General features: G+C 65.3%; 19 protein-coding genes. 16 read left to right on the top strand and 3 right to left on the bottom strand.

All coding sequences use genetic code 11. The annotated features are described in order from the left end of the window. Positions 1-91 precede the first annotated feature (91 nt). From AC2YJX_RS00180 to AC2YJX_RS00160, 5 genes are all read left to right on the top strand, one after another. The gene (locus AC2YJX_RS00180) at positions 92-1,030 is read left to right on the top strand and encodes a LysR substrate-binding domain-containing protein (protein WP_055398106.1); all 939 of its coding nucleotides are present in this window, start codon (positions 92-94) and stop codon (positions 1,028-1,030) included. Between the two features lie 97 nt (positions 1,031-1,127). Further along, entirely contained in the window at positions 1,128-2,270 is a 1,143-nt protein-coding gene (locus AC2YJX_RS00175; protein WP_255669567.1) for an NAD(P)/FAD-dependent oxidoreductase, read from the top strand. Then, positions 2,267-3,244 (top strand): tRNA glutamyl-Q(34) synthetase GluQRS, encoded by a 978-nt coding sequence (gene gluQRS / locus AC2YJX_RS00170; RefSeq protein WP_487254892.1) that lies wholly within the window; start codon positions 2,267-2,269, stop codon positions 3,242-3,244. Before AC2YJX_RS00175 ends, gluQRS begins: the two co-directional genes overlap by 4 nt. Next, positions 3,241-4,002 (top strand): tRNA (guanosine(46)-N7)-methyltransferase TrmB, encoded by a 762-nt coding sequence (gene trmB, locus AC2YJX_RS00165; RefSeq protein ID WP_487254891.1) that lies wholly within the window; start codon positions 3,241-3,243, stop codon positions 4,000-4,002. The genes gluQRS and trmB overlap by 4 nt, the downstream gene beginning before the upstream one ends. A 33-nt stretch (positions 4,003-4,035) precedes the next feature. Then, the gene (locus AC2YJX_RS00160; RefSeq protein ID WP_055398103.1) at positions 4,036-5,088 is read left to right on the top strand and encodes a GGDEF domain-containing protein; all 1,053 of its coding nucleotides are present in this window, start codon (positions 4,036-4,038) and stop codon (positions 5,086-5,088) included. A 60-nt stretch (positions 5,089-5,148) separates the two neighbouring features. On the opposite strand, the gene AC2YJX_RS00155 is transcribed toward AC2YJX_RS00160, so the two are convergent. Both AC2YJX_RS00155 and alaS read right to left on the bottom strand, forming a co-directional pair. Then, on the bottom strand, positions 5,149-8,142 hold the full coding sequence (locus AC2YJX_RS00155; RefSeq protein WP_487254890.1) for an HD domain-containing phosphohydrolase: 2,994 nt from the start codon (positions 8,140-8,142) through the stop codon (positions 5,149-5,151). 100 nt (positions 8,143-8,242) lie between these two features. Continuing rightward, complete coding sequence (gene alaS / locus AC2YJX_RS00150) at positions 8,243-10,870, bottom strand: alanine--tRNA ligase (RefSeq protein ID WP_487254889.1); 2,628 nt, start codon at positions 10,868-10,870, stop codon at positions 8,243-8,245. A 255-nt stretch (positions 10,871-11,125) separates the two neighbouring features. On the opposite strand from alaS, the gene AC2YJX_RS00145 reads away from it, so the two are divergent. From AC2YJX_RS00145 to AC2YJX_RS00105, 9 genes are all read left to right on the top strand, one after another. Beyond that, a complete protein-coding gene (locus tag AC2YJX_RS00145; protein ID WP_487254888.1) occupies positions 11,126-12,043 on the top strand; it encodes a dihydrodipicolinate synthase family protein in 918 nt (305 codons plus the stop codon). A gap of 34 nt (positions 12,044-12,077) precedes the next feature. Next, positions 12,078-13,013, top strand: coding sequence for a 4-hydroxyproline epimerase (locus tag AC2YJX_RS00140; protein WP_487254887.1), 936 nt, complete (start codon positions 12,078-12,080; stop codon positions 13,011-13,013). Between the two features lie 27 nt (positions 13,014-13,040). Continuing rightward, on the top strand, positions 13,041-14,156 hold the full coding sequence (locus AC2YJX_RS00135) for an NAD(P)/FAD-dependent oxidoreductase (protein WP_487254886.1): 1,116 nt from the start codon (positions 13,041-13,043) through the stop codon (positions 14,154-14,156). Positions 14,157-14,179: 23 nt separating this feature from the next. Continuing rightward, positions 14,180-14,440, top strand: coding sequence for a 2Fe-2S iron-sulfur cluster-binding protein (locus AC2YJX_RS00130; protein ID WP_304505252.1), 261 nt, complete (start codon positions 14,180-14,182; stop codon positions 14,438-14,440). Next, on the top strand, positions 14,437-15,804 hold the full coding sequence (locus AC2YJX_RS00125; RefSeq protein WP_487254885.1) for an FAD-dependent oxidoreductase: 1,368 nt from the start codon (positions 14,437-14,439) through the stop codon (positions 15,802-15,804). Before AC2YJX_RS00130 ends, AC2YJX_RS00125 begins: the two co-directional genes overlap by 4 nt. A gap of 149 nt (positions 15,805-15,953) precedes the next feature. After that, complete coding sequence (locus tag AC2YJX_RS00120) at positions 15,954-16,589, top strand: TRAP transporter small permease (RefSeq protein ID WP_487254884.1); 636 nt, start codon at positions 15,954-15,956, stop codon at positions 16,587-16,589. Between the two features lie 25 nt (positions 16,590-16,614). Beyond that, a complete protein-coding gene (locus AC2YJX_RS00115; protein WP_121419988.1) occupies positions 16,615-17,880 on the top strand; it encodes a TRAP transporter large permease in 1,266 nt (421 codons plus the stop codon). 58 nt (positions 17,881-17,938) lie between these two features. Next, positions 17,939-18,958 (top strand): TRAP transporter substrate-binding protein, encoded by a 1,020-nt coding sequence (locus AC2YJX_RS00110; protein ID WP_487254883.1) that lies wholly within the window; start codon positions 17,939-17,941, stop codon positions 18,956-18,958. Positions 18,959-19,025: 67 nt separating this feature from the next. After that, positions 19,026-19,700 (top strand): GntR family transcriptional regulator, encoded by a 675-nt coding sequence (locus AC2YJX_RS00105; protein ID WP_055398092.1) that lies wholly within the window; start codon positions 19,026-19,028, stop codon positions 19,698-19,700. Positions 19,701-19,855: 155 nt separating this feature from the next. Here the strand turns inward: AC2YJX_RS00105 and AC2YJX_RS00100 are convergent, their stop codons facing one another. After that, positions 19,856-21,274 (bottom strand): aminotransferase-like domain-containing protein, encoded by a 1,419-nt coding sequence (locus tag AC2YJX_RS00100; protein WP_218300990.1) that lies wholly within the window; start codon positions 21,272-21,274, stop codon positions 19,856-19,858. Positions 21,275-21,754: 480 nt separating this feature from the next. On the opposite strand from AC2YJX_RS00100, the gene AC2YJX_RS00095 reads away from it, so the two are divergent. Further along, positions 21,755-23,563, top strand: coding sequence for a right-handed parallel beta-helix repeat-containing protein (locus tag AC2YJX_RS00095; RefSeq protein ID WP_487254882.1), 1,809 nt, complete (start codon positions 21,755-21,757; stop codon positions 23,561-23,563). Between the two features lie 633 nt (positions 23,564-24,196). After that, entirely contained in the window at positions 24,197-25,489 is a 1,293-nt protein-coding gene (gene gabT, locus AC2YJX_RS00090; RefSeq protein ID WP_487254881.1) for a 4-aminobutyrate--2-oxoglutarate transaminase, read from the top strand. Positions 25,490-25,514 lie beyond the last annotated feature (25 nt).

Raw genomic sequence — 25,514 nt, 5'->3', positions numbered from 1 at the left:
TCAAGACTCGACTGTAGGACTGCAGTGCGCCCTGCAGGGGCAGATGAATTGATGGCAATGTTCAAATAATCTGAATTAACATGGCACCACCATGCAAAACGCACGCGATGTCCTGACCCCCGATGCGCTGACCATGCTGCAGGTGATTGCTGAGGCGGGCAGCTTTGCTGCCGCCGCACGGCAATTGGGCCTGGTGCCCAGCGCCCTCACCTACCGCGTGCGGCAGATTGAAGACGCACTGGATGTGCTGTTGTTCGACCGCAGCGCACGCCAGGCCCGCCCCACGGAGGCCGGAGTGGAGCTGTTGCGCGAAGGCGCGCGCCTGTTGCAGGACATTGACGCCGTGGCCCACCGCGTGCGCCGCGTGGCCACGGGCTGGGAGCCGCAGCTCACGCTGTCCATCGACGGCATCATTTCGCCCCACACCATGCTGGAGCTGGTGGATGCGTTTTACGCCATGAAACCCCCGACGCGGCTGAAGTTGCGCGACGGCATCATGACCGGCACGCTGGAGGCGTTGACCTCCGGCCGGGCCGACCTGGCCATCGGCGTATCCGTGGCGGGCAACAACGTGGCGGGCCTGCAGCAGGGCACGCTGGGCGATGTCTTGTTCATCTACGTAGTAGCGCCCCACCACCCGCTTGCGGCGGCTGCCGAACCGATCTCAGACGCCACCTTGCTGGAACACCGGGCCGTGGCCGTGGCTGATTCGGCCACACGTGGCGGCGCCACCATGGGCCTGCTCGGTGGGCAGGACGTACTGACGGTGGACACCATGCAGGCCAAGGTGCGCGTGCAGCTGCGTGGCCTGGGCGGCGGTTTTCTGCCCGAGCCCATGGTGCGCCCCTACCTGGAGGCCGGCCGCCTGGTCGAGCGCCGCGTGGCCCGCCCGGAACGCAACGTGCGTGTGCACTACGCCTGGGGCGGCCCGGGCTTCACCGCACCAGGCCGCGCGCTGCAATGGTGGCTGAACCAGCTGCAAAGCCCCACCACACGCCGCGCTCTGCTGGAAAACCACCATCATTTCTGATCCCGATCAAGTCCCGACAGGGTGATACCGCGTGTAGAGTGGTTCCTGTTGGTTTTGTATTGCATCTCGCTTGCCGACCGTCACCGAAAGGCCTCCCATGAGCAAACCCGATCCTCTTCCCGCCAAACGGCTCCGACGCAACACTGCACTGGCAACCCCCCCCGTTGCAGCCCCCGCAGCCCCCACCACGTTCTCTGGCAAACCCCAGCGCCACTTCGCCATCATCGGCGCTGGCATGGCTGGTATTGCCTGTGCACGCACCCTGGTGCAGGCCGGACACCGCGTGACGGTGTTCGAGAAATCCTCCCAGGCGGGCGGCCGTACTGCCACCATCGACACCCCTTTTGGCAACTTTGATGCGGGTGCCCAGTACTTCACCGTGCGCGACCCGCGTTTTGCCCGCGCCATCGACACCGTGCCCGGCATCTGCAAGCGCTGGAGCGCCAATTCGGTGCAGGTGCTGGACGCCGCAGGCCGTGTGGCCGCTGCGGGCCTGCCACACCGCGAAGCACACTGGGTGGCCAGCCCAGGCATGCAGTCCCTGGTGGGCGCCTGGGCCGAGCCGCTGCTCAAGGCCGGCCAGCTCATCACCCACACCCGCGTCACCTCCATCGAGCCCGATTCGTTGAACGCCCCTGGCTGGCAACTGCGCACCGAAGGGCCTGCGGGCAGCCAGCACGTCTATGCCGGGTTCGACGCTGTGCTGCTGGCCCAGCCTTCGGTGCCCGCCCAGGCCCTGCTGGCCAGCTCGGCGGTGGACACCCCGCTGACCGACGCCCTGTCCAAGGTGGCCATTGCCCCCTGCTGGACACTGATGCTGGCCTACCCGCAGGCCGTGCGCCCCGGCCTGACCACGCTGGGCCCGCAGTGGAATGCGGCACGCAGCACACACCACCGCATCGCCTGGCTGGCGCGCGAGTCGTCCAAGCCCGGCCGCAATGTGGTTGAACGCTGGACGGTGCAGGCCAGCCCCGCCTGGTCTGCCGAACACCTCGAAGACGACGAAGCCCGCGTGCAGGCCAAGCTCATCAAGGCCTTTGCCGAAGTCACGGGTATTCGTGCCGCCCCCGCCCATGCGGATACACGCCGCTGGCGCTATGCCCAAACCACCCACCCGCTGGGCAAGAGCCACCTGTGGGACAAATCCATGGGCCTGGGTGCATGCGGTGACTGGTGCCTGGGGCACCGGGTTGAAGACGCCTTCGTGTCGGGACTGGAACTGGCACTTGCCGTGGCATGACGGCCGAGGTGGGCGCTGCACGGCGCTACGTGGGCCGGTTTGCCCCTTCGCCCACGGGGCCGCTGCATGCGGGCTCCCTGGTAGCGGCCCTCGCCAGCTGGCTGGACGCGCGGGCACACCGGGGCCAGTGGCTTGTTCGCATTGAAGATGTGGACACACCCCGCTGCGTGCCGGGGGCGGACCGGCTCATCCTGCAACAGCTGGCCAGCTGCGGCATGGTGCCCGACGCTCCCCCCCAATGGCAGTCCACCCGCAGCCCGCTCTACCAGCGGGCGCTGGACCAATTGGTAGCCCAAGGCCACGCCTACCCCTGCGCCTGCTCGCGCAAGGACATCGAAGACGCCCATGCCGCCCAGGGCCACACGCGTGAGCGCCATGCCGCGCTGCCTTACCCAGGCACCTGTCGCCACGGGCTGCAGGGCCGCGCCGGGCGCGCATGGCGGTTCAATGTCACAGATTTCAAGCAAAAACAGGCCCTGGCGCTTGATGGCAAAGCGCCAGTAGCTGCAAAAATAATAGCAAATCATCTCCTGCAGTGGGAGGACCGCCGCCTGGGTCTGCAGCAGCAGGACGTGGAACAAGCGGTGGGTGATTTCATCCTGCGCCGGGCCGACGGGCTCTGGGCCTACCAGCTCGCCGTGGTGGTGGACGACGCCGACCAGGGCGTCACCGATGTGGTGCGCGGCGAAGACCTGGCCGACAACACCCCGCGTCAGATCCTGCTGCAGCAGGCCCTGGGCGTGCCCACGCCCCGCTACCTGCACACCCCGCTGGTGTGTGGCGACAACGGCGAAAAACTCTCCAAGCAGAACGGCGCCCGCGCGCTGGACCTGTCCCACCCGCTTCAGGCTCTTGACGATGCCGCGCGGGTGCTGGGCCTGCCACCGCTGCCTGCCCCGCACAGCCCTGGCATCTCTGACGCACTGACCCTGTGGGTCGCCGCGTGGCGACGAAACTACAATGGCGCACCGTGACCGAACTGACCCCTACCGCTTCCGCCCCCAACGCTGCGCCCGCTGCAGCCCCCGCGACGACATCTGGCGGGGTTCCCGCTGGCGTGACCCACCCCAAGACCATCAAAAGTTTTGTGCGCCGTGCTGGCCGCACCACCACGGGCCAGGCCAAGGCCTTTGAAGACTTCGGCCCCCGCTTTGTCCTGCCGTATGCCCCGGCGCCGCTCGACGCCGCTTCGGCCTTTGGCCGCACGGCACCGCTGATTCTCGAAATTGGCTTTGGCATGGGCGAGGCCACGGCCCACATCGCCCGCGTGCGCCCCGATGACAACTTCCTGTGCTGCGAGGTGCATGAGCCGGGTGTGGGCGCACTGCTCAAGCGCATTGGCGAACAGGAGCTGACCAACATCCGCATCCTGCAGCACGACGCCGTGGAGGTCATCGACCACATGCTGCCCGAGGGCAGCCTGGACGGTGTGCACATCTTCTTTCCCGACCCCTGGCACAAGACCAAACACAACAAGCGCCGCCTGATTCAGGGCCCGCTGGTGGCCAAGCTGGCGGCCCGCCTCAAGCCCGGTGGCTACCTGCACTGCGCGACCGACTGGCAGCCCTATGCCGAGCAGATGCTGCAGGTGCTGGGCGCCGAACCCCTGTTGCAGAACACCGCCACGGACTTTGCCCCGCAGCCCGACTACCGGCCCCTGACCAAGTTCGAGAACCGGGGCCTGCGGCTGGGGCATGGCGTGTGGGATGTTGTGTTCGTGCGACGACATTGACAAGCTGTGCCTAGTGCTCCACCGTACATCCCAATGAAGCCCATTCTCCAGAACCTGGTGGAAATGACTGGCCACCGCGACCACTTGCGGTTGGAGGTGTCGGTGCTGTCCACGCTGCAAACGCTCAGTGGCATCGTTGAAGTGCGCGCGCTGGAGCTTTTCACCGTTGACGGCGTGGCCCATGTACGCCCCCGTTCCTGGGTTGAGGACGGACAGCTCGTCTCGACCGATTCAGAAGCCGCCGCAGACCCTCGCCGCGAAACGCTGGAAAAATACCCCGCACTTCGCGATTGCGTAGCCAGCCAGGGGGACAGCGCCCTCGCATCGCCCCGCAGGGGGCGCCATGTGCTCTGGCTGCCGGTGTGGATGCATGACAAGGTCACCACCTGCCTGGAGATCACGCAGTCGCGCGCGTTCTCGGCGCACAAGCTGGAAGTGCTCAAGGGCGTGTTCCAGGTCTACCAGAACTACCAGAGCCTGCTGGACTACAGCGAACGCGACGCCCTCACCGGCCTGTTCAACCGCAAGACCTTCGACGAGCAGTTCTCGCGCCACGCGCTCAATGGCCTTTCCAGTGGCCGCCCAGGCACTGTTACCGAATCTCTTCCCCCCGAAGAAGGCTCACAGCCCGGCGAGCCCGTGCAGCAATGGCTGGCGGTGGTGGATATCGATCACTTCAAGCAGGTCAACGACCGCTTTGGCCACCTGTATGGCGACGAAGTGCTGATCCTGATTGCCAACATCCTGCGCAGCTCGTTTCGCAGCCACGACCGCATCTTCCGATTTGGCGGCGAAGAATTCGTGGTGCTGCTGCGCTCCACCACGCTGAGCACCGCCCACAAGGTGTTCAACCGCTTCCGGCTTGCGGTGCAGGAATACAACTTCCCGCAGGTGGGCCAGGTCACGGTGAGCCTGGGTTTTGTGAGCACCATGCAGGGTTCGCCCGTGGAGATCCTGGGCCAGGCCGACCAGGCGCTGTATTACGCCAAAGAACACGGACGCAACCAGGTCTGCTTTTATGACGACCTGGTGGCCAGCGGCCAACTGGCCGCCAAGGTGGCCAACGACGACGTCGAGCTGTTCTGAAGCTACCCATACGGAGCGAAAGGGCACCACTGCCCGCCTTCAGCGCAATGGCTCATTGGCTCATTGGCTCAACGACTCCAGGATCGCCTCCACATCCACTACATCCCGTTGCGCAGCAGGCAAGAACTGCTCCGCATACTCACGCCAGACCCCGCTGCGCAAAAAGAAGCGGAACACCTCGGCATCAATATGGCGTTCGCGCACCATGTGGCCCATGATCTTGAGCGATTCCGACAGAGTCTTGGGCGGCTTGTAGGGCCGGTCTGACGCCGTCAAGGCCTCGAAGATATCGGCCAGTGTCATCACCCTGTCTGCCAGCGTCAGTTCTGAAGCCTTCAGGCGCCGGGGGTAGCCCGTACCGTCCAGTTTTTCATGGTGCGAGCCCGCAATCGACGGTACGCGCGCCAGATGCGGCGGGAACGGCAGGCCGCTGAGCATGACGATGGTCTGCACGATGTGATCGTTGATCTTGAAACGGTCTTCTGCAGTGAGCGTGCCGCGCTGGATCGACAGATTGTGCAGCTCGCCGAGGTGGGCTTGTTGCGGTGGCAGCACCATGTCAAAGCTCCACAGGTTGGCCGGGTTGCCAACCTCCACCGGCGGTTTGCGGGCACCCCAGGGCACGATGTGTTCAGGCCGATCTGCCAGCAGGGGCTCATTGGCGGGCAAGGGGCGCGTCGGCACATTCGCCAGCCGCCCCAATTCGGCTGCTGACAAGCCCAGCCGGTCATCAAAATGCCGCTGCCACACCTGGCGCCCGATGGTGGCCAGCCGCTTGATGTCGGCATCGGCCATGAACTCACCGCCCACATTGCTGCGGGCCACAAAGGCAAACTCTTCCTGCAGGCGGTCACGCCGCTGCAAAAGCTCGCGCTGCAGCCGCACCGGGTCCACGCCGGACACGTGCTGCTTCCAGTAGTCCAGTTCCGCGTCGCGCCACAGCACCTCAAAGCGCATGCGCACCTCATGGATGCGGTTGTAGAGCGCCTCCAGTTTGGTCGCCTTGTCGATGATGTGCTCGGGGCTGGTGACCTTGCCACAGTCGTGCAGCCACGCGCCCAGGCGGAATTCGTAGCGCTCGGCATCCGTCATGGCGACGTGGGCAAATGGACCTTCCTCGGCCTCGCACAGGCGCTGCATCAGGGATTCCGCCAACTGGGGCACCCGCTCGCAATGGCCGCCGGTGTAAGGGCTCTTGGCGTCGATCGCGTCGGCCAGCAGGCGGATGACGGCATCGAACAGCTTCTTTTGCCCTTCGATCAAACTGCGCGTCTCGATGGCGACCGACAACGTGCCCGAGAGTTTCTCGACAAACGCCCGGAAGTGGACATCGTCCTGCTGCTGGTCCGCACGGTAGCGCAGCACCAGCAGGCCCAGCGGTTGGCCGTCGCGCGTGCGTAGCTGCACGCGGAGCACGCGCTGGGGCGTGGCCTGGTCGTCATCAGGGTGCTGGTCGCCGTCGTGCGGCTCGGAAGGGTTGATGAAAAACACCATGGGCAGGTGCTCCGGGTAGAGCGACTGGTGCTCAGGATCTTCGCAATACCTTGCCGTGCGCAGCAGGCCCGCGCGCTGAGCCTCTACCAGGTACACCGCACCGCCGGTGCAGCTGGTGGCGCGCACCAGCTCGTAGAGCACGCTCGACAGCATGAGGTCCAGGCGCGACTCGGCGCTGATGTGGTGCGTGATGTGCAGGAACTCCTGGATGGTGTCGGACATGCGGTCCATCACCTGACCCAGTGCGCGCACCTCGCGCACGCGCGACATGTGGTGTTGTGTCGGCCGCCGGAAATCAAACCGTGCCAAGGCCTGCGCCTGCGTGGCCAGCCCCGACAGGCTGCGCCCCACACGCCTCCCGGCCAGCCACCCAAAAGGCAGCATCAGCGCGATGAGCCCCAGGGACAGCCAAACCTGGCGCTGCAGGTTTTCGTTCACATCCGCCAGCAGCTCCCGGGTGGGAATGGCCATCAGGATGTGCAGCCCCTCCCAGCGCTGCGACTTGAGTGACATGACCTTGGCCAGCCACTCCTCGCCACCTGCCACAAAGCGACGCGAAGGCCCCTCTTTCATGTCCAAGCTGTGCAGGGCCTGAAGGCTGGGCACCCCCAGGCCGTCGAGTGTGCGCAGCTTGAGGCTGGGCTGGTCGCCGTCCTCACGTACCAGCACGCGGGACATGTCCGGGTAGGCCAGCACGCGCTGGTCCTGGTCCACCACAGCGATCTCGGTGCGCGGCATCAGCCGCAGCTCTCCGATCTCGCGGCCCAGGTCGGTGAGCGCAACATCCAGGCCGATCACAGCACGGCCGTCTTCGCTGGGCTGGCTCAGCGTAACGCCGACCTCCTGCGTGGTGAAAAACACATAGGGGGCAGTGAGGACCTGCGTGTTCTTTTCAGCCGCCTCGGCATACCATGGGCGGGACCGGGGGTCATAGCGGTAGCCGGGGCGCACGGAGGAATCGATGAGACGCAGCTGTGCGTCGTAGTAGTTCCAGCGACCCACCAGGCCCATCAGACCCGCCGCGCTGCGCTCCCGCGCCATCGACTGCACCAGGAATGCAGCCTCCGCAGGCGCCTGAAGCCGTGCCCGCAGCGCAGCGTTGCGCAGCGGACGCATGAGCAAAAACTGCCCGTCGGAATACCCGATGAAGACCGCCGACAGCAAAGCGTTCTGCTCCAGCAGGCGCACAAACACCGGCAGGCGGCGCAGCCGCGCCTGGAGGGTGGTGGCCGAAGCAATGGGATCAAACGCGAGCAGCCGCAGCGTGGCATCTGCCGGGTCGACGATATGGTGCACCCGCTCGCTGATCAACAGGCTGATGTGCTGCGCACTGTCGTCCGACGCCGCGATGATGGCCTGCCGCGCGCTGGTGCCTACCTGGTAGACCAAGAGCACCGTGAGCAGCAGCATGGCAGATACCACCACCGAGGCAATCACCACCTCGAACGGAACGGTGATGCGCCGCCACCAGGGCAGTTCGGCCCCTCCCGAATCAGGCGAACCGGAACGGGTGCCGTGGGCGGGCACCGGCTCTTGCGGACTTTCGCGCAGGGGGTCCATGCGCTTGAATGTAGGGGGAAAGCCGGTTTTCCGTCACCCTATTTTTGGCAGAAATGGCTGCCACACCAGAGCGGCTGGTGCCGCTATGGCGACCGGTACATCAGCCCAGTTGCTGCGCGACCCAGCCTGTCACCGAAGCCAGCGCCGCTGGCAGCTTGGAGGCATCGGTGCCGCCGGCCATGGCCATGTCGGGCTTGCCGCCGCCTTTGCCACCCACTTGCTGGGCCACAAAGTTGACCAGCTCGCCGGCCTTGACCTTGCCCACGCTGTCGGCCGTCACGCCTGCAGCGATCTGCACCTTGTCGCCATCCACAGCGGCCAGCACGATGGCAGCGGTCTTGAGCTTGTCCTTGAGCTTGTCCATGGTGTCGCGCAGGGTCTTGGCGTCGGCACCCGGCAGCGCGGCAGCCAGCACTTTGAGGCCCTTCACATCCACAGCCTGGTTCACCAACTCGTCGCCCTGGCTGGAGGCCAGCTTACCCTTCAAGGCAGCCACTTCCTTTTCGAGCGCGCGGGCGTTGTCCAGCGCCTGGCTGATGCGGCCGTTGAGCTCGGCCACCGGCGCCTTGAGGGTGCTGGCGGCCTGGTTCACGGTGTCTTCCAGGTTTTGCAGATATGTCAGCGCGTTGGCGCCCGTCACGGCCTCAATGCGGCGGATGCCCGCAGCCACGCCACCCTCGCCCACCACCTTGAACAGGCCGATGTCGCCCGTGCGCTGCACGTGGGTGCCGCCGCACAGTTCGCGGCTGGTGCCGATGTCGAGCACGCGCACGGTCTCGCCGTACTTCTCGCCGAACAGCATCATGGCGCCGGTCTTCTGGGCCGATTCGATGTCCATCACGCGGGCCTGCGTGGGCTGGTTGGCCAGGATTTCTTCATTGACGCGGCGTTCGATCTCGCGGATCTCCGCAGCAGTCACAGCGCCGTTGTGGGTGAAGTCGAAACGTGTGCGGTCGGCATTGACCAAGCTGCCCTTTTGCTGCACATGGCTGCCCAGCACTTCGCGCAGGGCCTTGTGCATGATGTGCGTGACCGAGTGGTTGCGCATGGTGGCAGCGCGCACGGCGGTGTTGACCTGGGCCTGCACGGTGTCGCCCACGTTCAGCGTGCCATCTTCGAGCGTGCCGTGGTGGCCAAACACATCGGCTTTGATCTTGAGCGTGTCACCCACCGCAAAGCGTGCCGAGCCGCTGGTGATGACGCCTTCGTCACCCACCTGGCCGCCGCTTTCGGCATAGAACGGGGTGGTGTCCAGCACCACCACGCCGTTTTGGCCGGCTTTCAGGGCCGCAGCGCTTGTTCCATCTACATAGATTGCTACGATTTTTGCAGTCTCTGCCAGGTGCTCGTAGCCGGTGAACTGGTTGGCGGCACCGGTGTACTCCAGCGCCTTGTCCATCTTGAACTTGCCGGCCGCGCGGGCCTGGGCCTTCTGCTTTTCCATGGCGGTCTTGAAGCCGGCCTCGTCCACTTCCACGTCCCGCTCGCGGCAGACGTCGTTGGTCAGGTCAAGCGGGAAGCCGTAGGTGTCGTGCAGCTTGAACGCCACGTCGCCGGGCAGCACCTTGGCACCGCCGTCCAGGGTAGCGTCCAGGATTTCCATGCCGTTGGCCAGCGTTTCGAAGAAGCGCTCTTCTTCCACCTTGAGCACCTCGGTGATGCGCTGTTCCTGCTCGCGCAGGGATGGGTAGGCATCGCCCATCAGGCGCACTAGGTCGGCCACCAGCTTGTGGAAGAACGGGGTCTTCTTGCCCAGCTTGTACCCGTGGCGGATGGCACGGCGCACGATGCGGCGCTGCACGTAGCCACGGCCTTCGTTGCTGGGGATCACACCGTCGCTCACCAAAAACGCGGTGGCGCGGATGTGGTCGGCGATCACGCGCAGGCTTTTGTTGTTGAGGTCCGTCACGCCGGTCTCGCGGCCGGCGGCCTTGATGAGCGCGTCGAACAGGTCGATCTCGTAGTTGCTGTGCACGTGCTGCAGGATGGCAGCGAGGCGCTCCAGGCCCATGCCGGTGTCTACGCAGGGTGCGGGCAGCGGGGTCACGGCACCCGTCTCGTCCATGTTGAACTGCATGAACACGTTGTTCCAGATCTCGATGAAGCGGTCGCCGTCTTCATCGGGGCTGCCGGGAGGGCCGCCTGCAATGTGCGGGCCGTGGTCATAGAAGATTTCGCTGCAGGGGCCGCAGGGGCCGGTGTCGGCCATCATCCAGAAGTTGTCGGACTTGTAGCGGCCGCCCTTGTTGTCGCCGATGCGGATCACGCGCTCGGGTGGCAAGCCGATTTCCTTGGTCCAGATGTCGTAGGCCTCGTCGTCTTCCTGGTAGACCGTGGCCAGCAGGCGCTCTGGCGGCAGCTTGTAGACCTCGGTCAACAGCTCCCAGGCCCACTTGAGCGATTCGCGCTTGAAGTAGTCGCCAAACGACCAGTTGCCCAGCATTTCAAAGAAGGTGTGGTGGCGCGCGGTGTAGCCCACGTTTTCCAGGTCGTTGTGCTTGCCACCCGCACGCAGGCAGGCCTGAACCGACACCGCCCGGTTGTACGAGCGCTTGTCGGTGCCCAGGAACACGTCCTTGAACTGCACCATGCCCGAGTTGGTGAACATCAGCGTGGGGTCGTTGCCGGGCACCAGGGGGCTTGATGCCACCACGGTGTGGCCCTTGGAGACGAAGAAGTCCAGGAAGGACTTGCGGATGTCAGCGACAGAAAAAGTGGGAGTGCTCATGGTGTTGTGGAGTGGTTGCACGCAGCAGGCAGGCCGCAGGACCAGCGCCTGCGCGCTGCCTGTCACTGCCCCTATGGGGACCAACCTTTCATTATAGGTTTGCAGGCTGGCGGTCCGTGGCGGGAGGGCGACAGGGCGGGGATAGACGCCTCCACTCCATGCGCTAACGGATGCTGAAAAATCCGCTTGCGTGCTTTAAATATCTTGTTAATATATTAATAACTGCAACCCACCCACTCATCCAAGGAGCCCCTCGTGAACCCACAACCCCGCTGGCAAGGCATCTTCCCTGCCATCACCACCAAGTTCCACGCCGACGAGTCCATCGACGCCGAGGGCACAGCCCGTCACATCGACTTCCAGATCCGCAACGGCATCCACGGGCTGGTCACCTGCGGTTCTCTCGGCGAGGCCAGTACCCTCACGCTCGAAGAAAAGCTCCACGTTGCCAAGATCGCCCTCGAAGCCGCCGATGGCCGCGTGCCCGTGCTCGCCAACGTGTCCGAGACCAGCACCCGCGAAGCCCTGCGGTACATCGACGGCGGCAACAAGCTCGGCGTGGCCGGCTACATGGTCATGCCCTCGGTGATCTACGTGGCCGATGCCCGCGAGGCCATGGCCAATGTGCGCGCCATGGCGGGCGCCGCCCAGCGCCCCCTGATGGTCTACAACAACCCTGTGGCCTACCGCGTGGACCTAAAACCCGAGCACATGGTGGAGCTGGCCGACTGCGAGTGGATCGCCGCCATCAAGGAAAGCACCGGCGACATCCGCCGCATCACCGACCTGCGCAACACCGTGGGCGACCGCTACCAGCTCTTCCTGGGCGTGGACGACCTGGCTTACGAAGGCCTGGCCCTGGGCTGCGACGGCCTGCTGGCCGGCGTGGGCTGCGCCTTCCCGCGCGAAACCGTGGCGCTGTACGACCTGATGAAAGCGGGCAAATTTGCCGAGGCGCTGCCGCTCTACCAGTGGATGACGCCCATGCTGCACCTGGATGTGTCCAACAAGCTCGTGCAGAACCTCAAGCTCATCGATGCGCTGGTGGGTGTTGGCACCGAACACATGCGCCGCCCCCGCCTGCCCCTGGTGGGCGAAGAACGTGCGTTTGTGGAGAGTGTGGTGCGCAAGGCCCTGGCCACGCGCCCTACAAAATACCAGTCTGTCGCCTGAGACACTGAGCGCCCTACACCAGCACCACAGCACCATGCAACGTATCCACGTGATCGACTCCCACACGGGCGGCGAGCCGACCCGGCTTGTCATCGACGGTTTTCCCGACCTGGGCACCGGCACCATGGCCGAGCGGCGTGCGCTGCTGGCCGAGCGCCACGATGCCTGGCGGGCCGCCACCGTGCTGGAGCCGCGTGGCAGCGACGTGGTGGTGGGGGCGCTGCTCTGCGCGCCGCAAGACCCGGCCAACGCAGCGGGCGTGATTTTCTTCAACAACAGCGGTTACCTGGGCATGTGTGGCCACGGCACCATCGGGCTGATCGCATCGCTCGCCTACCTGGGCCGCATCACCCCTGGCGAGCACCGCATCGAAACCCCGGTGGGCACCGTCACCACCACCCTGCACGCTGATGGTTCGGTCAGCGTGCGCAACGTGCCCGCCTACCGACTGCACCACCAGCTGGCGGTGGATGTGCCCGGCCATGGCCGCGTGGTGGGCGATGTGGCCTGGGGCGGCAACTGGTTCTTCCTGATCTCCGACCACGGCCAGCGTGTAGCCAGCGACAACCTGGAGGCGTTGATGGCCTACAGCTGCGCCGTGCAGCAAGCCCTCAAAGACCAGGGCATTCGGGGCGACAACGGCGGTGAGATTGACCACATCGAGTTGTTTGCCGACGACGACCAGGCCGACAGCCGTAACTATGTGCTGTGTCCCGGCAAGGCCTATGACCGCTCGCCCTGCGGCACCGGCACCAGCGCCAAGATTGCCTGCCTCGCCGCCGATGGCAAGCTGCAGCCGAGCCAGGTGTGGCGCCAGGCCAGCATCATCGGCAGCCAGTTCGAGGCCAGCTACACGCTACAGGACGATGGCAAGCTCATCCCAACCCTGCGTGGCCGCGCCTACATGAGCGCGGAAGCGACCCTGCTGATCGAAGATGCAGACCCATTCGGCTGGGGCATCCGGCTGTAAACCGCCTTCTCCCACAGCGCAGGCCCCATGCAAACCACCGACGTCCTTGTGATCGGCGCTGGCATCGTCGGTGCGGCCTGTGCCCATGCGCTGGCGCGGGCGGGCCTGTCGGTGCGAATCATCGATGCGCGCCTGGGCGGTGCCACGGCGGCAGGCATGGGCCATCTGGTGGTGATGGATGACAACCCGGCTGAGCTGGCGCTGAGCAAATCGTCGCTCGACCTCTGGCACGCCTGGGCACCGCAGATGGATGCCGGCTGCGCCTTCACGGCCTGCGGAACGCTCTGGCTGGCTGCCAACGAGGAAGAGCTGCAGGCCGCGCACGCCAAGCGTTCCACCTTGCAAGCACAAGGCGTAGCTTGCGAGATGCTGGATGCCGCAGCCCTCGCCCGCGCAGAACCCGCGCTGCGCCCCGGTCTGGCCGGCGCGCTCAAGGTGAATGGCGACAGCGTGGTCTATGCACCGCGTGCCGCCCAGTGGCTGCTGGAGCAGGCCGCAGCCCACGGACACCTTGTGTTGGAGCAGGCTGAAGCGATGCAGATCGACGGCCACACCGTCACCCTGCGCGATGGAAGCCAGCGCAGCGCAGGCGCCATTGTGCTGGCCAGCGGCATCCACGCCCCGCAGCTGTGCCCCGGCCTGCCGCTGCGCCCCAAAAAGGGCCACCTCGTCATCACCGACCGCTACCCGGGCACCGTGCACCACCAGCTGGTGGAGCTGGGCTACATCACCAGCGCGCACCACAGCGACGGTACCTCGGTGGCCTTCAACGTGCAGCCCCGGCCCACGGGGCAGTTGCTGATCGGCTCGTCGCGCGAGTTCGACACCACCGACCCCGCCGTCAACAACGCCGTGATGGCGCGCATGCTGCAACGGGCACTCGACTATCTGCCGGGCCTGGCCGACCTCAACGCCATTCGCACCTGGACCGGTTTTCGCGCCGCCACACCCGACAGCCTGCCGCTGATTGGCGCGCACCCCGAACACCCGCACCTGTGGCTGGCCGTGGGACATGAAGGACTGGGGGTGACCACCGCCCCGGCCACCGCGCAGTTGCTGGCGGCCCAGATCGCAGGGGGCACCCCGGCGATCGACCCCACGCCCTTTGCACCTGCCCGCTTTGCGGGCCTGAGCACACCATGACCGCATCCAGAACACCCGCCCTGGTGCACATCGTGGTGAATGGCAACCCCCTGCAGGTGCCCCCAGGGACCAGCGTCGCCGCCGCGCTGGCGCAGCAAACACCCGGCACCACACGCACCTCGGTCACCGGCGCGGCGCGGGCACCGCTGTGTGGCATGGGGGTGTGCCACGAATGCAGGGTCCGCATCCACGGCCGCACGCGCCTGGCGTGCCAGACGGTCTGCACCGAGGGCATGTCGATTCACACCGATGTCGGCACAGCACCCGGGAGCGCCACGCCATGAACCAGCCCGTGACCCCACCCATGACCGAGCAACACTCGGCGCACGAGCGCTGCGACATCCTCATCATTGGCGCAGGCCCTGCAGGTTTGGCGGCTGCCCTCGCTGCCGCACCCAGCGGGGCAGCGATCACCATCGTGGACGACAACCCGCAGCCCGGCGGGCAAATCTGGCGCGATGGCCCCCAGGTGGTCTTGCCCGCCCTGGCGCAACAGCACCGCGCGGCGCTGGCCCGGCACACCAACATCCGCCTGCTGCCTGGCACCCGCGTGGTGGGCCTGGGTGACCCGCAACCCGGCGACAAGGCCCCGGCCCTGCTGCTGGAAGACGCAGACCGGGGCTGGACCCAGCACAGCCACCGCATCGTGCTGTGCACCGGAGCCCGCGAGCTGCTGCTGCCCTTTCCGGGCTGGACGTTGCCCGGTGTGACGGGTGCAGGCGCCTTGCAGGCCCTCATCAAGGCAGGGCTTGACGTGCGCGGCCAGCGCATCGTCATTGCAGGCACAGGCCCTCTGCTGCTGGCCGCTGCCGCCACCGCCAACAAAGCGGGTGCCACCGTGGTGCGCGTGGCGGAGCAGGCGCCGTGGAGCGCGCTCGCTGGCTTTGCAGCGCAACTGCCGCGCTGGCCTGCCAAGGCGTTGCAAGCCCTCACGCTGCTTCACCCGCAGTTGCGCGCCAGCAGCCATGTGCTGGAAGTCCAAGGCACCACGCAGGTGCAAACAGTGAGGCTGCGCAAAGGCCAACACGCCGAAGAAACCATGGCCTGCGACCGCGTGGCCTGCGGGTTCGGGCTGGTGCCCAACACCTACCTGGGGCAGATGCTGGGCTGCGCACTGGGCGGGCCGTTGAGCGGTGGCCAGGGCCTGGCTGTCGATGCCCACATGCGCACCAGCGTGCCCGGTGTATTCGCCGCGGGTGAAGCCACCGGCTTTGGCGGCAGCGAACGTGCACTGGTTCAGGGCGCCATGGCAGGACATGTGGCAGCGGGACAGGTGCAACAGGCCCAAGCGCTGCGCCCGCAGCTGGCACGCTGGGAGGGCTTTGCGCAGGCGTTGCAGGCTTCTTTTCCACTGAACGAAGCACTCAAAACCCTGGCGCAGCCCGGCACCCTGGTGTGCCGCTGCGAAGACGTGCCCTACGCTGCACTGGCCGATCGCGACGGCTGGATCGATGCCAAGCTCCACACCCGCTGCGGCATGGGCGCTTGCCAGGGCCGCATTTGCGGCGCTGCCGCACAGCACCTGTTTGGCTGGACGCCTGCCGCCCCACGGCATCTGCTGGCGCCCACACGCATTGGCACGCTGGCCGCCTGCACGCCCGCGCCCACCACCAGCGCTCAGCGCGAGCCCGCAGCTCCCTCGGGCTGACGCGCGCGCAGCCGTTTTCCCCCGTCCCTCCTTTCAGGGCTTACCCGCACCCGGCAGGCATCCATCTTGCTTTTAAATATATTTGTTAGATATTAAAAAGCACAAGGCTTTTCTTTCATCGCCGCGCCCTCCTCCCCAGGAACCCCATCATGCCCACACCCAACAGTCCACCCGCCCCGCAATCTCCGGCGCCGCGCGCTCCCGTCCGCTGGGTGCTGGCGCTGTCCACGCAGGTTCTGCGCATGGAGCGGCATCTGCTCACCGCCCTCATGACGTTGCTGGTGCTGCTGATCCTGCTCAACGTGGTCACGCGCTACACCGGCATGCCCATCTACTGGGTGGACGAGGCGGCTGTCTACACGGTGGTCTGGCTGACCTTTGTGGGCGCCTCGGTCATGACGCGGCTGCGCATGGACTTTGCCGTGACCATGCTGACCGACCACCTCGGCGCGCGGGGCGCCAAGGCATTCAAGGTGGTGGCCACGTCCGGCGTGCTGCTGTTTGGCCTGGCCATGCTGGTGTTGTGCTGGGTGTGGATGGACCCCATCGGTATTGCGCGCTACGGCTTTGACGCCAAGGAGTTCGCCGCCGAGAGCTTCAACTTCATCTATACCGAGCGCACCCAGACGCTGAATTGGCCCACCTGGGTGCTGCAACTCATCCTGCCGATCTTCTCGGCCACCTTCAGCGTGCATGCACTGGCCAACCTGCTCGAAGACATGGGCGCCGCAGAGCGTGTGACGCACTCAGGTTTCGACGTGGTCAGCGCCGACGCCGTGAACTGACTGACCTCTACACCAGGACCCCACCATGATCACCACCCTGTTTTTCCTTGCCGCGTTGCTGGTGGGTGTGCCCATCGGGGTCTGCCTGTGTCTGGCAGGCATGGTCTACATCGTCAGCATCGGAAGCCCGGTGCTGTTCCAGTCGTTCCCCATGCAGATGTTCGGCGGGGTGGACAGCTATGGCCTCATCGCGATTCCGCTGTTCATCCTGATCGGCGAGATCATGAACAGCGGCGGCATCACGCGGCGGCTGGTAGACCTGGCCATGGCCTTTGTTGGCTCGGTCAAAGGCGGGCTGGCCTACGTGAACATCCTGGCCAACATGCTGGTGTCGTCCATCATCGGCTCCGCCACGGCGCAGGTGGCCATCATGTCGCAGGTGATGGTGCCCGAGATGGAAAAGCAGGGCTACGACAAGACCTTTGCAGCCGGCCTCACGGTGTATGGCGGCATGCTGGGGCCCATCATTCCGCCCTCGGTGATGTTTGTGGTCTACAGCGTGCTGGCCCAGGTGGCCGTGGGCGACATGCTGATTGCAGGCATCCTGCCCGGCGTGCTGCTCACCGTGCTGTTCTTTGTCGTGATCGCGCTCATGGGCTTTGTCTACAACTACCCGCGCAGCGAAAAGCGCACGCTGGCCCAGCGCGCGCGCACCGTGGTGCAGGCCAGCCCCACGCTGCTGATCCCCATCATCATCGTGGGCTCCATCCTCAGTGGCCTGGCCAACCCGACCGAATCTGCCGCCGTGGGTGCGCTGGTATCGGCGCTGGTGGGTCGGTACGTGACCAAGGAGTTCCGCTTCAACGCGATGCCCGCCATCCTGCTGCGCTCAGCCATTTACTCGGCCATCGTGCTGTTTCTGGTGGCGGCAGCTGCCGTGTTCTCGTGGCTGCTGATCTACGGCAAGGTGCCGCAGATGGTGGCCGCCTGGGTGCAGACCGTGGCGCACGATCCGGTCACCTTTTTGCTGCTCACCAACGTGATCCTGCTGGTCATCGGCACGGTGATCGACGGCATCCCCGGCCTCATCATGACCGCGCCCATCCTGCTGCCGATTGCCACCGAGGTCTATCACATTGACCCGCGCCACTTTGGTGTGGTGATCGTCGTCAACCTGGTGCTGGGGCTGATGACTCCGCCCGTGGGCCTGAGCTTCTTTGTCGCGTCGGCCGTCACCGGGGCCAAGCCCGGAAAGATGTTCATCGTCACGCTGCCGTTTTTCATCATCAGCTGCGTGGCGCTGGTGATGTTGTCGCTGTTCCCCAGCCTGTCGCTCGGTTTGCTCAAGTAGCCCGTCGAGCAACAGATCCCCCGTCCCCCTCCCAAGGTTCTTTCACACGGAGTTCACCATGACGACCACGCCCGCCCACACTGTCACCCGCCGCCATTTCATCCAGCGCCACGCCGTGGCCGCTGCCACCGTCACGGGGCTGGGCTTTCCAGCGCTGGTACGTGCAGCCGATACCAAGGAGTTTCGCCTGGGGCTGATCACGCCTGCGGGCCACTCCTGGAACCGCGCCGCGCTGCAGTTTGGCGAGGCACTCAAGAAGGAAACTGATGGCCGACTGAGCGTCACGGTCTTCCACTCGGGCCAGCTGGGCAACGAAGCGGCGATGATGCAGCAGCTGCAGTCCGGCGCGCTCGACATGGGCTGGATCCAGGCGGCCGAGCTCGGCTCGCGCGTGTCCAGCATCGCGGCGATCAATGCTCCGTACCTGGTGCGCTCCACGCCTGCCGTGGCCAAACTCGTCAAACACCCATCTGCCACCAAACTGCTCGAAGTGCTGCCGCGCGAGACTGGCACCATCGGCCTGGGCTGGGGCATCACCGGCATGCGTGCCGTGTTCTCCACCAAGGACATCGCCGTGCCCACCGACATCAAGGGCATGAAGCTGCGCATCAACCCCACGCCGGTGTACCGCGACTTCTACCAAATGCTCGGCGCCGCGCCCACACCCATCCCCACGCCGCAGGTGTTTGATGCCATGAGCAACGGCCAGGTCGACGGGCTGGAGGCGGACATCGAGTTCTCGTGGAACCAGCGCTTCGACAAGGTAGCCAAGACCCTGCTGCAGATGAACGCCCTGTTCATGCCGTTCGCGCCGCTGGTGTCCGGCCGTATCTGGCAGGGGCTGGATGCCAAGGACAAGGACATCATCCGCAAGCTGGTGGCCCAGTCGCTGGATGCGCAGATCAATGACATCGTGACCACCGAGGCCGGGCTGATCGAGAAGTTCAAGGGCACGTCCATCGCCTTCAAGACGGCATCGTCGTTCAACCCCGACGGCATCATCCAGGAGTTCGACAAGCTGTGGCTGCCCAAGGCGCCGCAGATTGCCGAGCTGCGCAAGGCGGGCGCAAGCCTCTGACGGTCCGCAAGGGTCACCGGGGCCGCATCCCATAAGATGCGGCCTCCCGCAACGTCCTTCACGCCCGATGACACTCCGCCGCCCCTCCCCCCAGCAAGACCCCGCGCCCAAGCGGCGCGCGGCGGACGTGGCCTACGACGCCATCGAGACCATGATCTCCACGCTGCAGCTGCAGCCCGGCAGCCCCGTGGTGGAAGCCGAGATCGCCGAGAGCACGGGCCTGGGCCGCACACCGGTACGCGAGGCGCTGCTGCGCATGGTGTCCATCGGGCTCATCGTGCAGCAGCCCCGGCGCGGGCTGCTGGTGTCGCACATCGACCTGGCCGACCACCTGGACGTGATCCAGACCCGCCGCGTGCTGGAGCGCCTGCTGGCCTCCAACGCCGCACGCCGCGCCACAGCGCCGCAGCGCCAGGCCATCGTGCGCTGTGCGGAAAACATGGTGCAGGCCGCAGCGCGCGGCCACCTCGACGACTACATGCTGGCCGACCATGAACTGGACCTCGTCACCCATCAGGCCAGCCAGAACCACTCGGCCGTCAAATGCGTGCAACCGCTCATCGTGCAGTGCCGCCGCTTCTGGTACGCCTACCAGCACGAAGGCGAGGTGTCAGAGGGCGCCCGCGCGCACATGCAGTTGGCGCAGGGCATTGCCAGTGGCGACGAAGCCCAGGCCATTGCCGGCGCGGAGCAGTTGATGGAGTATCTGGAGCGGTTTGCGCGGCGCATCATTGACCGGTAGCACGCGCCACCACGCACACAGCGCCTGCAACCGCGTGGACAGCCTCAGTTCCAAAGGGCAATTGCTCTAATTTTTATAGCTTATTGCGCTTTACCAATAAGCGCTAGCGGCCAAAAAGGCTCAAATTTTTCACCCCAGCAGCGGCAACAGCAGGCCTATTCCGACACTTGCTGGCCCAGCAGAATGCGCTGCTCCAGAAAGCGCCACAGGCGCTCGTCCTGGCTGAACGCCACGTTAAACCGCAGCCAGCCCGTGGGGCGCGGCTCCACCAGAAACAGCTGACCGGGGCCGAGCATGATGCCCGCACCCGTGGCTTCCTTCGACAGCTCGGCACTGTCGGGCAGATCAGGATGGCGCGCCCACAGGTACATGCCCGCCTCGGGCTCGTGAAACAGCTCGAACCCCAGGTTCAGCAAGCGCCGCCCCACCGTGCGGTGCGCCTCGGCCAGCCGCTCGCGCAGGGACTTGAGGTGCTTGCGCCAGCGCCCGTCGGTCACCACGCCAAAGGTGATGCGCTCGGTGATCTCTGACGAGGTCAGGCCCGAGATCATCTTGAGCTGCACCAGCTCATCGAGCAGATCGCGCCGCGCCGCCAGAAAGCCGGTGCGCAGGTTGGGCGAAATCGTCTTGGAGAAACTGCCCAGGTAGATCACACGGTTGAGCTGGTCCAGGCTGGCCAGCGAGGGGCGCACACCGGGGTCCATGTCGGCATAGATGTCGTTCTCCACGAGCATGAAGTGGTGCTGCTCGGCCAGTTGCAGCAGCCGGTGCAGGTGCGCCACCGATGCCACCGAGCAGGTCGGGCTTTGCAGGCGCGGTTGGGTGAAAAACACCGTGGGTTTGTGCTCGGCCAGCAGGGTCTCTAGCGCCGGCAGGTCGTAGCCGGTGGCGGTGCGCGGCACACCCACCACCTGGGCTCCTGCAAAGCGCAGCATGAACAGCAGGTTGGGGTAACCCGGGTCGTCCACCAGCACCACGTCACCAGGCTTGACCATGCGGCGCGCCACCAGGTCCAGTGCCTGGCTGGAGCCCTGGGTCAGCAGCACCTGGTCGGCGTCCACCGCCAGATGGTGTTCGGCCAGCGACTCGGCCACCACCATGCGCAGCGCCATGTGGCCGTGGGGCAGGCCATAGCCATCCAGCTCGGGCCCGTCGGACGACAGCTGACGCATGCTGCGTTTGACCGCATCGCCAAACAGCCAGTCGTGAGGTAACCAGCCGCAGCCGGGTTTCATGGGCAGGTTGCGGTTTTCAAAAATTTGTTTGAGGTACCAGCGCGCATCAAAACGGGGCACCGGCCGCTCGGGCGCACCAGTACCGGGCGACGCGCCCTCATCGCCCCGTCGCTTCACAAAAAAACCTGCATTGGCGCGCGACACCAGCCAGCCCTGCGCCACCAGGCGGTCGTAGGCCTCGACCACGGTGAACACGCTCACGCCGTGGGCTGCCGCAAAGGCGCGGATGGAGGGGAGCTTGGCACCAGGTTTGAGCACCTGGCCAGCGATGAGACCCCGCAGGCCATCAACGATCTGGCTGACCAGCGGTGTCTGAAGATCCGGGCTGAGAGTGAGCATCAAAAGAACAGGGAAAGGGGCCAAATTGTGCACCGGGCCAACACCCGCGAACTCAGGGATTGCTTGTACAGGACGGGACACCTGCACAGTGTGCTCCCGTCAACAGCGACGCGTGCCTGGAGGTACCACCGCTGAGCCCGCATCCGGTCCGGCCGGGATGCCCCTATTGTCCGTCAGCCCCACCTACCCTGGGGCAGCGGTCTCCAGCGATTTGCAGGGCTGTGGGATGTCTTGCGCGTTGATGATGCCGCGCTCGAAAAGGCCCGCAGACCGTGAACGGTAGTGCCCAACCGATGGGCGGTATTCAGTCTTTTGTCCGATGCAGCGGCTGTCGGATTGCATCCACCGCCCGTCCCTTTTTCCGCCGCCGCAATGCGCACACACCCATGCCCCAGCGATAGGCTTGCCCCCCAACTCGATTGGCATCGGTGACCGCAAATCGGGTTTGAAAACCAATACCCAACACACCGAGGGACACCCATGCTGAAACGAACATCTGAACTCAACTCTTCACGGATTTTTCAACCCAGGCCATGGGCCATTGCCTTGGGTCTATGCCTGGGCACAGCCACAGGCCCTGCACTGGCGCAGGCGGCCCACACCCCACCGGCAGGCTACAAGCCGTGCGCCGTCGAGGGACAGAAATGCAGCTTCAGCGGCGCAGCCAACGTGGTCTATGGAGCAGGCACGACCTGGACCAGCCCCCGCAGTTTCACCAACGGTGTCAGTTGCAGCAACGCCACCTTTGGCGACCCCCTGTGGGGTGTGCAAAAGGCTTGTTATGCCAGCGCACCGTCGCCAGCTCCTGCGCCCGATCCCGTGCTGACAGCACCGCCACCGGGCTACACCTTGTGTGCCGTCGAGGGGCAGCAATGCAGCTTTACCGGTACGGCCAAGGTGGTCTATGGGGCTGGCACCACCTGGACTGCCGCGCGCGCATTCACCAACAACGTGATGTGCAACAACGCCACCTTTGGCGACCCCCTGCGGCAGGTGAAAAAGGCGTGCTACGTCAGCAGCCCCGTCCCAACGCCCGCCCCGCCCGCCCCACCGCCAACGCCTCCGGCACCGCCGGCTCCACCGGCGCCTCCGCCAGCACCGACGCCCGGTGGCTCCGTAACGTACTACTTCTCGGACTGCCAGGCGGGCGCCGCCACCGGTTGCGTGCCAGGGAGCAATTCCAACCCCGGCACGCAGGCGGCACCCAAGCAGAACCTCACGGGGATCAATGTCAACACACTGCCTGCGGGCACAGCACTGCTTTTTGCGCGCGGCGGTGCCTGGGTAGTGGGTGTCACCACGTTCGAGAACATGAACGTCCGCGCAGACGCGCCCCTCACCTTCGATGCGTATGGCGCAGGGCCCGCCCCCCTCCTCAACACCAACAACAATGCCATCGCGCCCTTTGAGCTGGGAGGGCGCTATGCCAACACCTCCAACGACGGCGGCTACGTGTTCCGCAATTTGCGACTCCACGGCTCCAACAACTCGGCCTGGGGCTTCTGGCTGAGTGGCAATGTCCGCGACATCGTGATTGAGAACGTGGAGATATCCGGCTTCCAGATTGCCATCCACTCGCAGGCACGCGCTCCCCACGGTGTGAACAACGTGCTGATCCGCAACAACCACATCCATCACAACGGAAGCATGGGCATCCTGGGCCAGTTCCGCAACAGCGTGATCGAAGGCAACCTGATCGAGGCCAACAACTTCAGCGGCAGCGGCTTCAACCACGGCACCTACCTGTCGGGCAGCCATGGACTGAGTGGAACCAACGTCACCTTGCGCAACAACCGCTACATCCGCAACTCGGTGGTCAATAGCATCTGCCAAGGGGGCAACATGACCTTCCACGGCCAGATGGACGGCGTACTGATTGAGGGCAACCGGATTGAGCAGGATGCTGCGACGGATGGCTGCTGGGAGATGTCGATCACGCAGGGGTATGACTCGGCCGAATGGTTCCGCAACTTCGTGGTGCGCAACAACAAACTCATCAACGCCGGCAACACGGGCATGGCAGTGCAGTCGGCACCCGGGATCGTGATTGAGGGCAACGTCATCATCAATACGCAGACGACCTTCCAGACAGCCATCAATGTGGGCCACACCGAATTCCAGAATGGCGATGTACCCGATGGAAACGCTGTGGTGCGTAACAACATTGCATGTTTCCCCACACCCCACGCGGGCAGCACGGTGGTGCGCGTGATTGCACCGAACAGTGTGGTCACGAACAACACCATGGTGACCGGGGCGGCTGCAACGACCGGGGTGTGCGCCCGGTAGCAGAGCGTTCTCGTTTCGGCCAGCAGAGGCCTCGCAGCACGCTGCGAGGCCTTTTTTGTTCTTTGAACCTGTTCAAGATCTTTTCAGGGTCGCACAAGTACCTTGCCGGGATGGGATGCAAGGCGCGGTGCGCAGTTGATAGCTTGGCTATCAGCAAGCGCCGCAACGCCGCAGACCGCCCGGCAAGGCACTTGCCCGCAGGGTTGGAGTGAAATCGGGCGATTGGACGGCTCAGCTGCTTGCATGGGCATGAGCCCATGCGGCGCATCCGAAGCTTCCACGTCCATCACGATGGCACTCCAATGCGGTCCCTGAAAAGATTTTGAACAGGTTCTTACGCACCGTTTTGGAAGATGGCAAGCGGCCCGCCGCTGCATCCCGATACAAACCCCTTCAATCCCCCGAGTGCCCGGTTTTCCTGCAGATCAGCGTGGGGGATTGCACTACGGCTACGCAAAAGGGGCTGCATTGTGCACCGTGTTGGCGCACACCAAATCAGGGATTGCCTGTACAGGATGGAGGACCTGCACAGTGCGCGCAAAACAGCATGCCGGTGTACATGGACGGGCCGTGGCGCGAATTCCAGAATTCGCCCATTCCTTCATTTCGTGTTCAACCCACCCGCCCACCGCCATGCAGCAAGACCGCCACTTCACCAACGCCGCCCTCCTCACCCGCCGCCATGCCGCTGTGGCCCGGGGCGTGGGTCAGGCCCATGAACTCTTCGTCCAGAAGGCGCTTAACGCCGAGCTGTGGGATGTGGAGGGCCGCCGCTTCATCGACTTTGCCGGTGGCATCGCCGTGCTCAACACCGGCCACCTGCACGCCGGAGTGATCGCTGCAGTCAAAGCCCAGCTGGAACTGTACACCCACACCTGCTTCCAGGTGGTGGCGTACGAGCCCTACGTGGAAGTGTGCGAGCGCCTGAACACCCTGGCCCCCGGCGCGTTTGCCAAGAAGAGCCTGCTGCTCACCACGGGCGCCGAGGCTGTGGAAAACGCCATCAAGATCGCCCGCGCCTACACCAAACGCCCCGGCGTGATCGCCTTCACGGGCGGCTACCACGGCCGCACCAACCTCACGCTGGGCCTTACCGGCAAGGTCGCGCCTTACAAGATCGGGTTCGGCCCCTTCCCTGGCGAGATGTACCACGCCCTGTTCCCCAACGCGCTGCATGGCGTCAGCGTGGAGCAGGCCCTGCATTCAGTGGAGCTGATCTTCAAGAACGACATCGAGCCCGAGCGTGTGGCAGCCTTCATCCTTGAGCCCGTGCAGGGCGAAGGCGGCTTCTACGTGGCGCCACCCGAATTCGTCACCGGCCTCAAGGCCCTGGCAGACCGCTACGGCATCCTGCTGATCGCCGACGAAGTGCAGACCGGCGCTGGCCGCACCGGCACTTGGTTTGCATGCGAGCAATGGCCCGTGGCGCCCGACCTCATCACCACTGCCAAATCACTGGCAGGCGGCTTCCCCCTGTCTGGCGTGGTGGGCCGCGCCGACGTCATCGACGCCCCTGCAGCCGGTGGCCTGGGTGGCACCTATGCGGGCAGCCCCGTGGCCTGTGCCGCAGCGCTGGCGGTGATCGATGCGTTTGAAAAGGAAAACCTGCTGGCCCGCAGCCAGGACATGGGTGCGCTGCTGGTCAGGGCACTGAAAGAAATGGCCGCCACAGTCCCCGCCATCGGCGATGTGCGCGGCCTGGGTGCCATGGTGGCGATCGAGCTGTTCGAAGACGGTGATGTCCACCGCCCCGACGCCGCACTGAACAAGAAAGTCGTCGCCGAAGCCGCCAAGCGCGGGCTCATCCTGCTGTCGTGCGGAACGTATGGCAACGTGATCCGCATCCTGGTGCCGCTGACCGCCTCCAACGAGCTGCTCGAAGAGGGCCTGGCCATCCTGGCCGACAGCTTTGCCGCGCTGGGCTGACATGCGACCCGACCTTCATTCTGCT

The organism is Acidovorax sp. SRI_002, assembly GCF_057586455.1.
The sequence above is the reverse complement of the archived record's forward strand: the minus strand, read 5'-3'. Positions and strand labels throughout refer to the sequence as shown.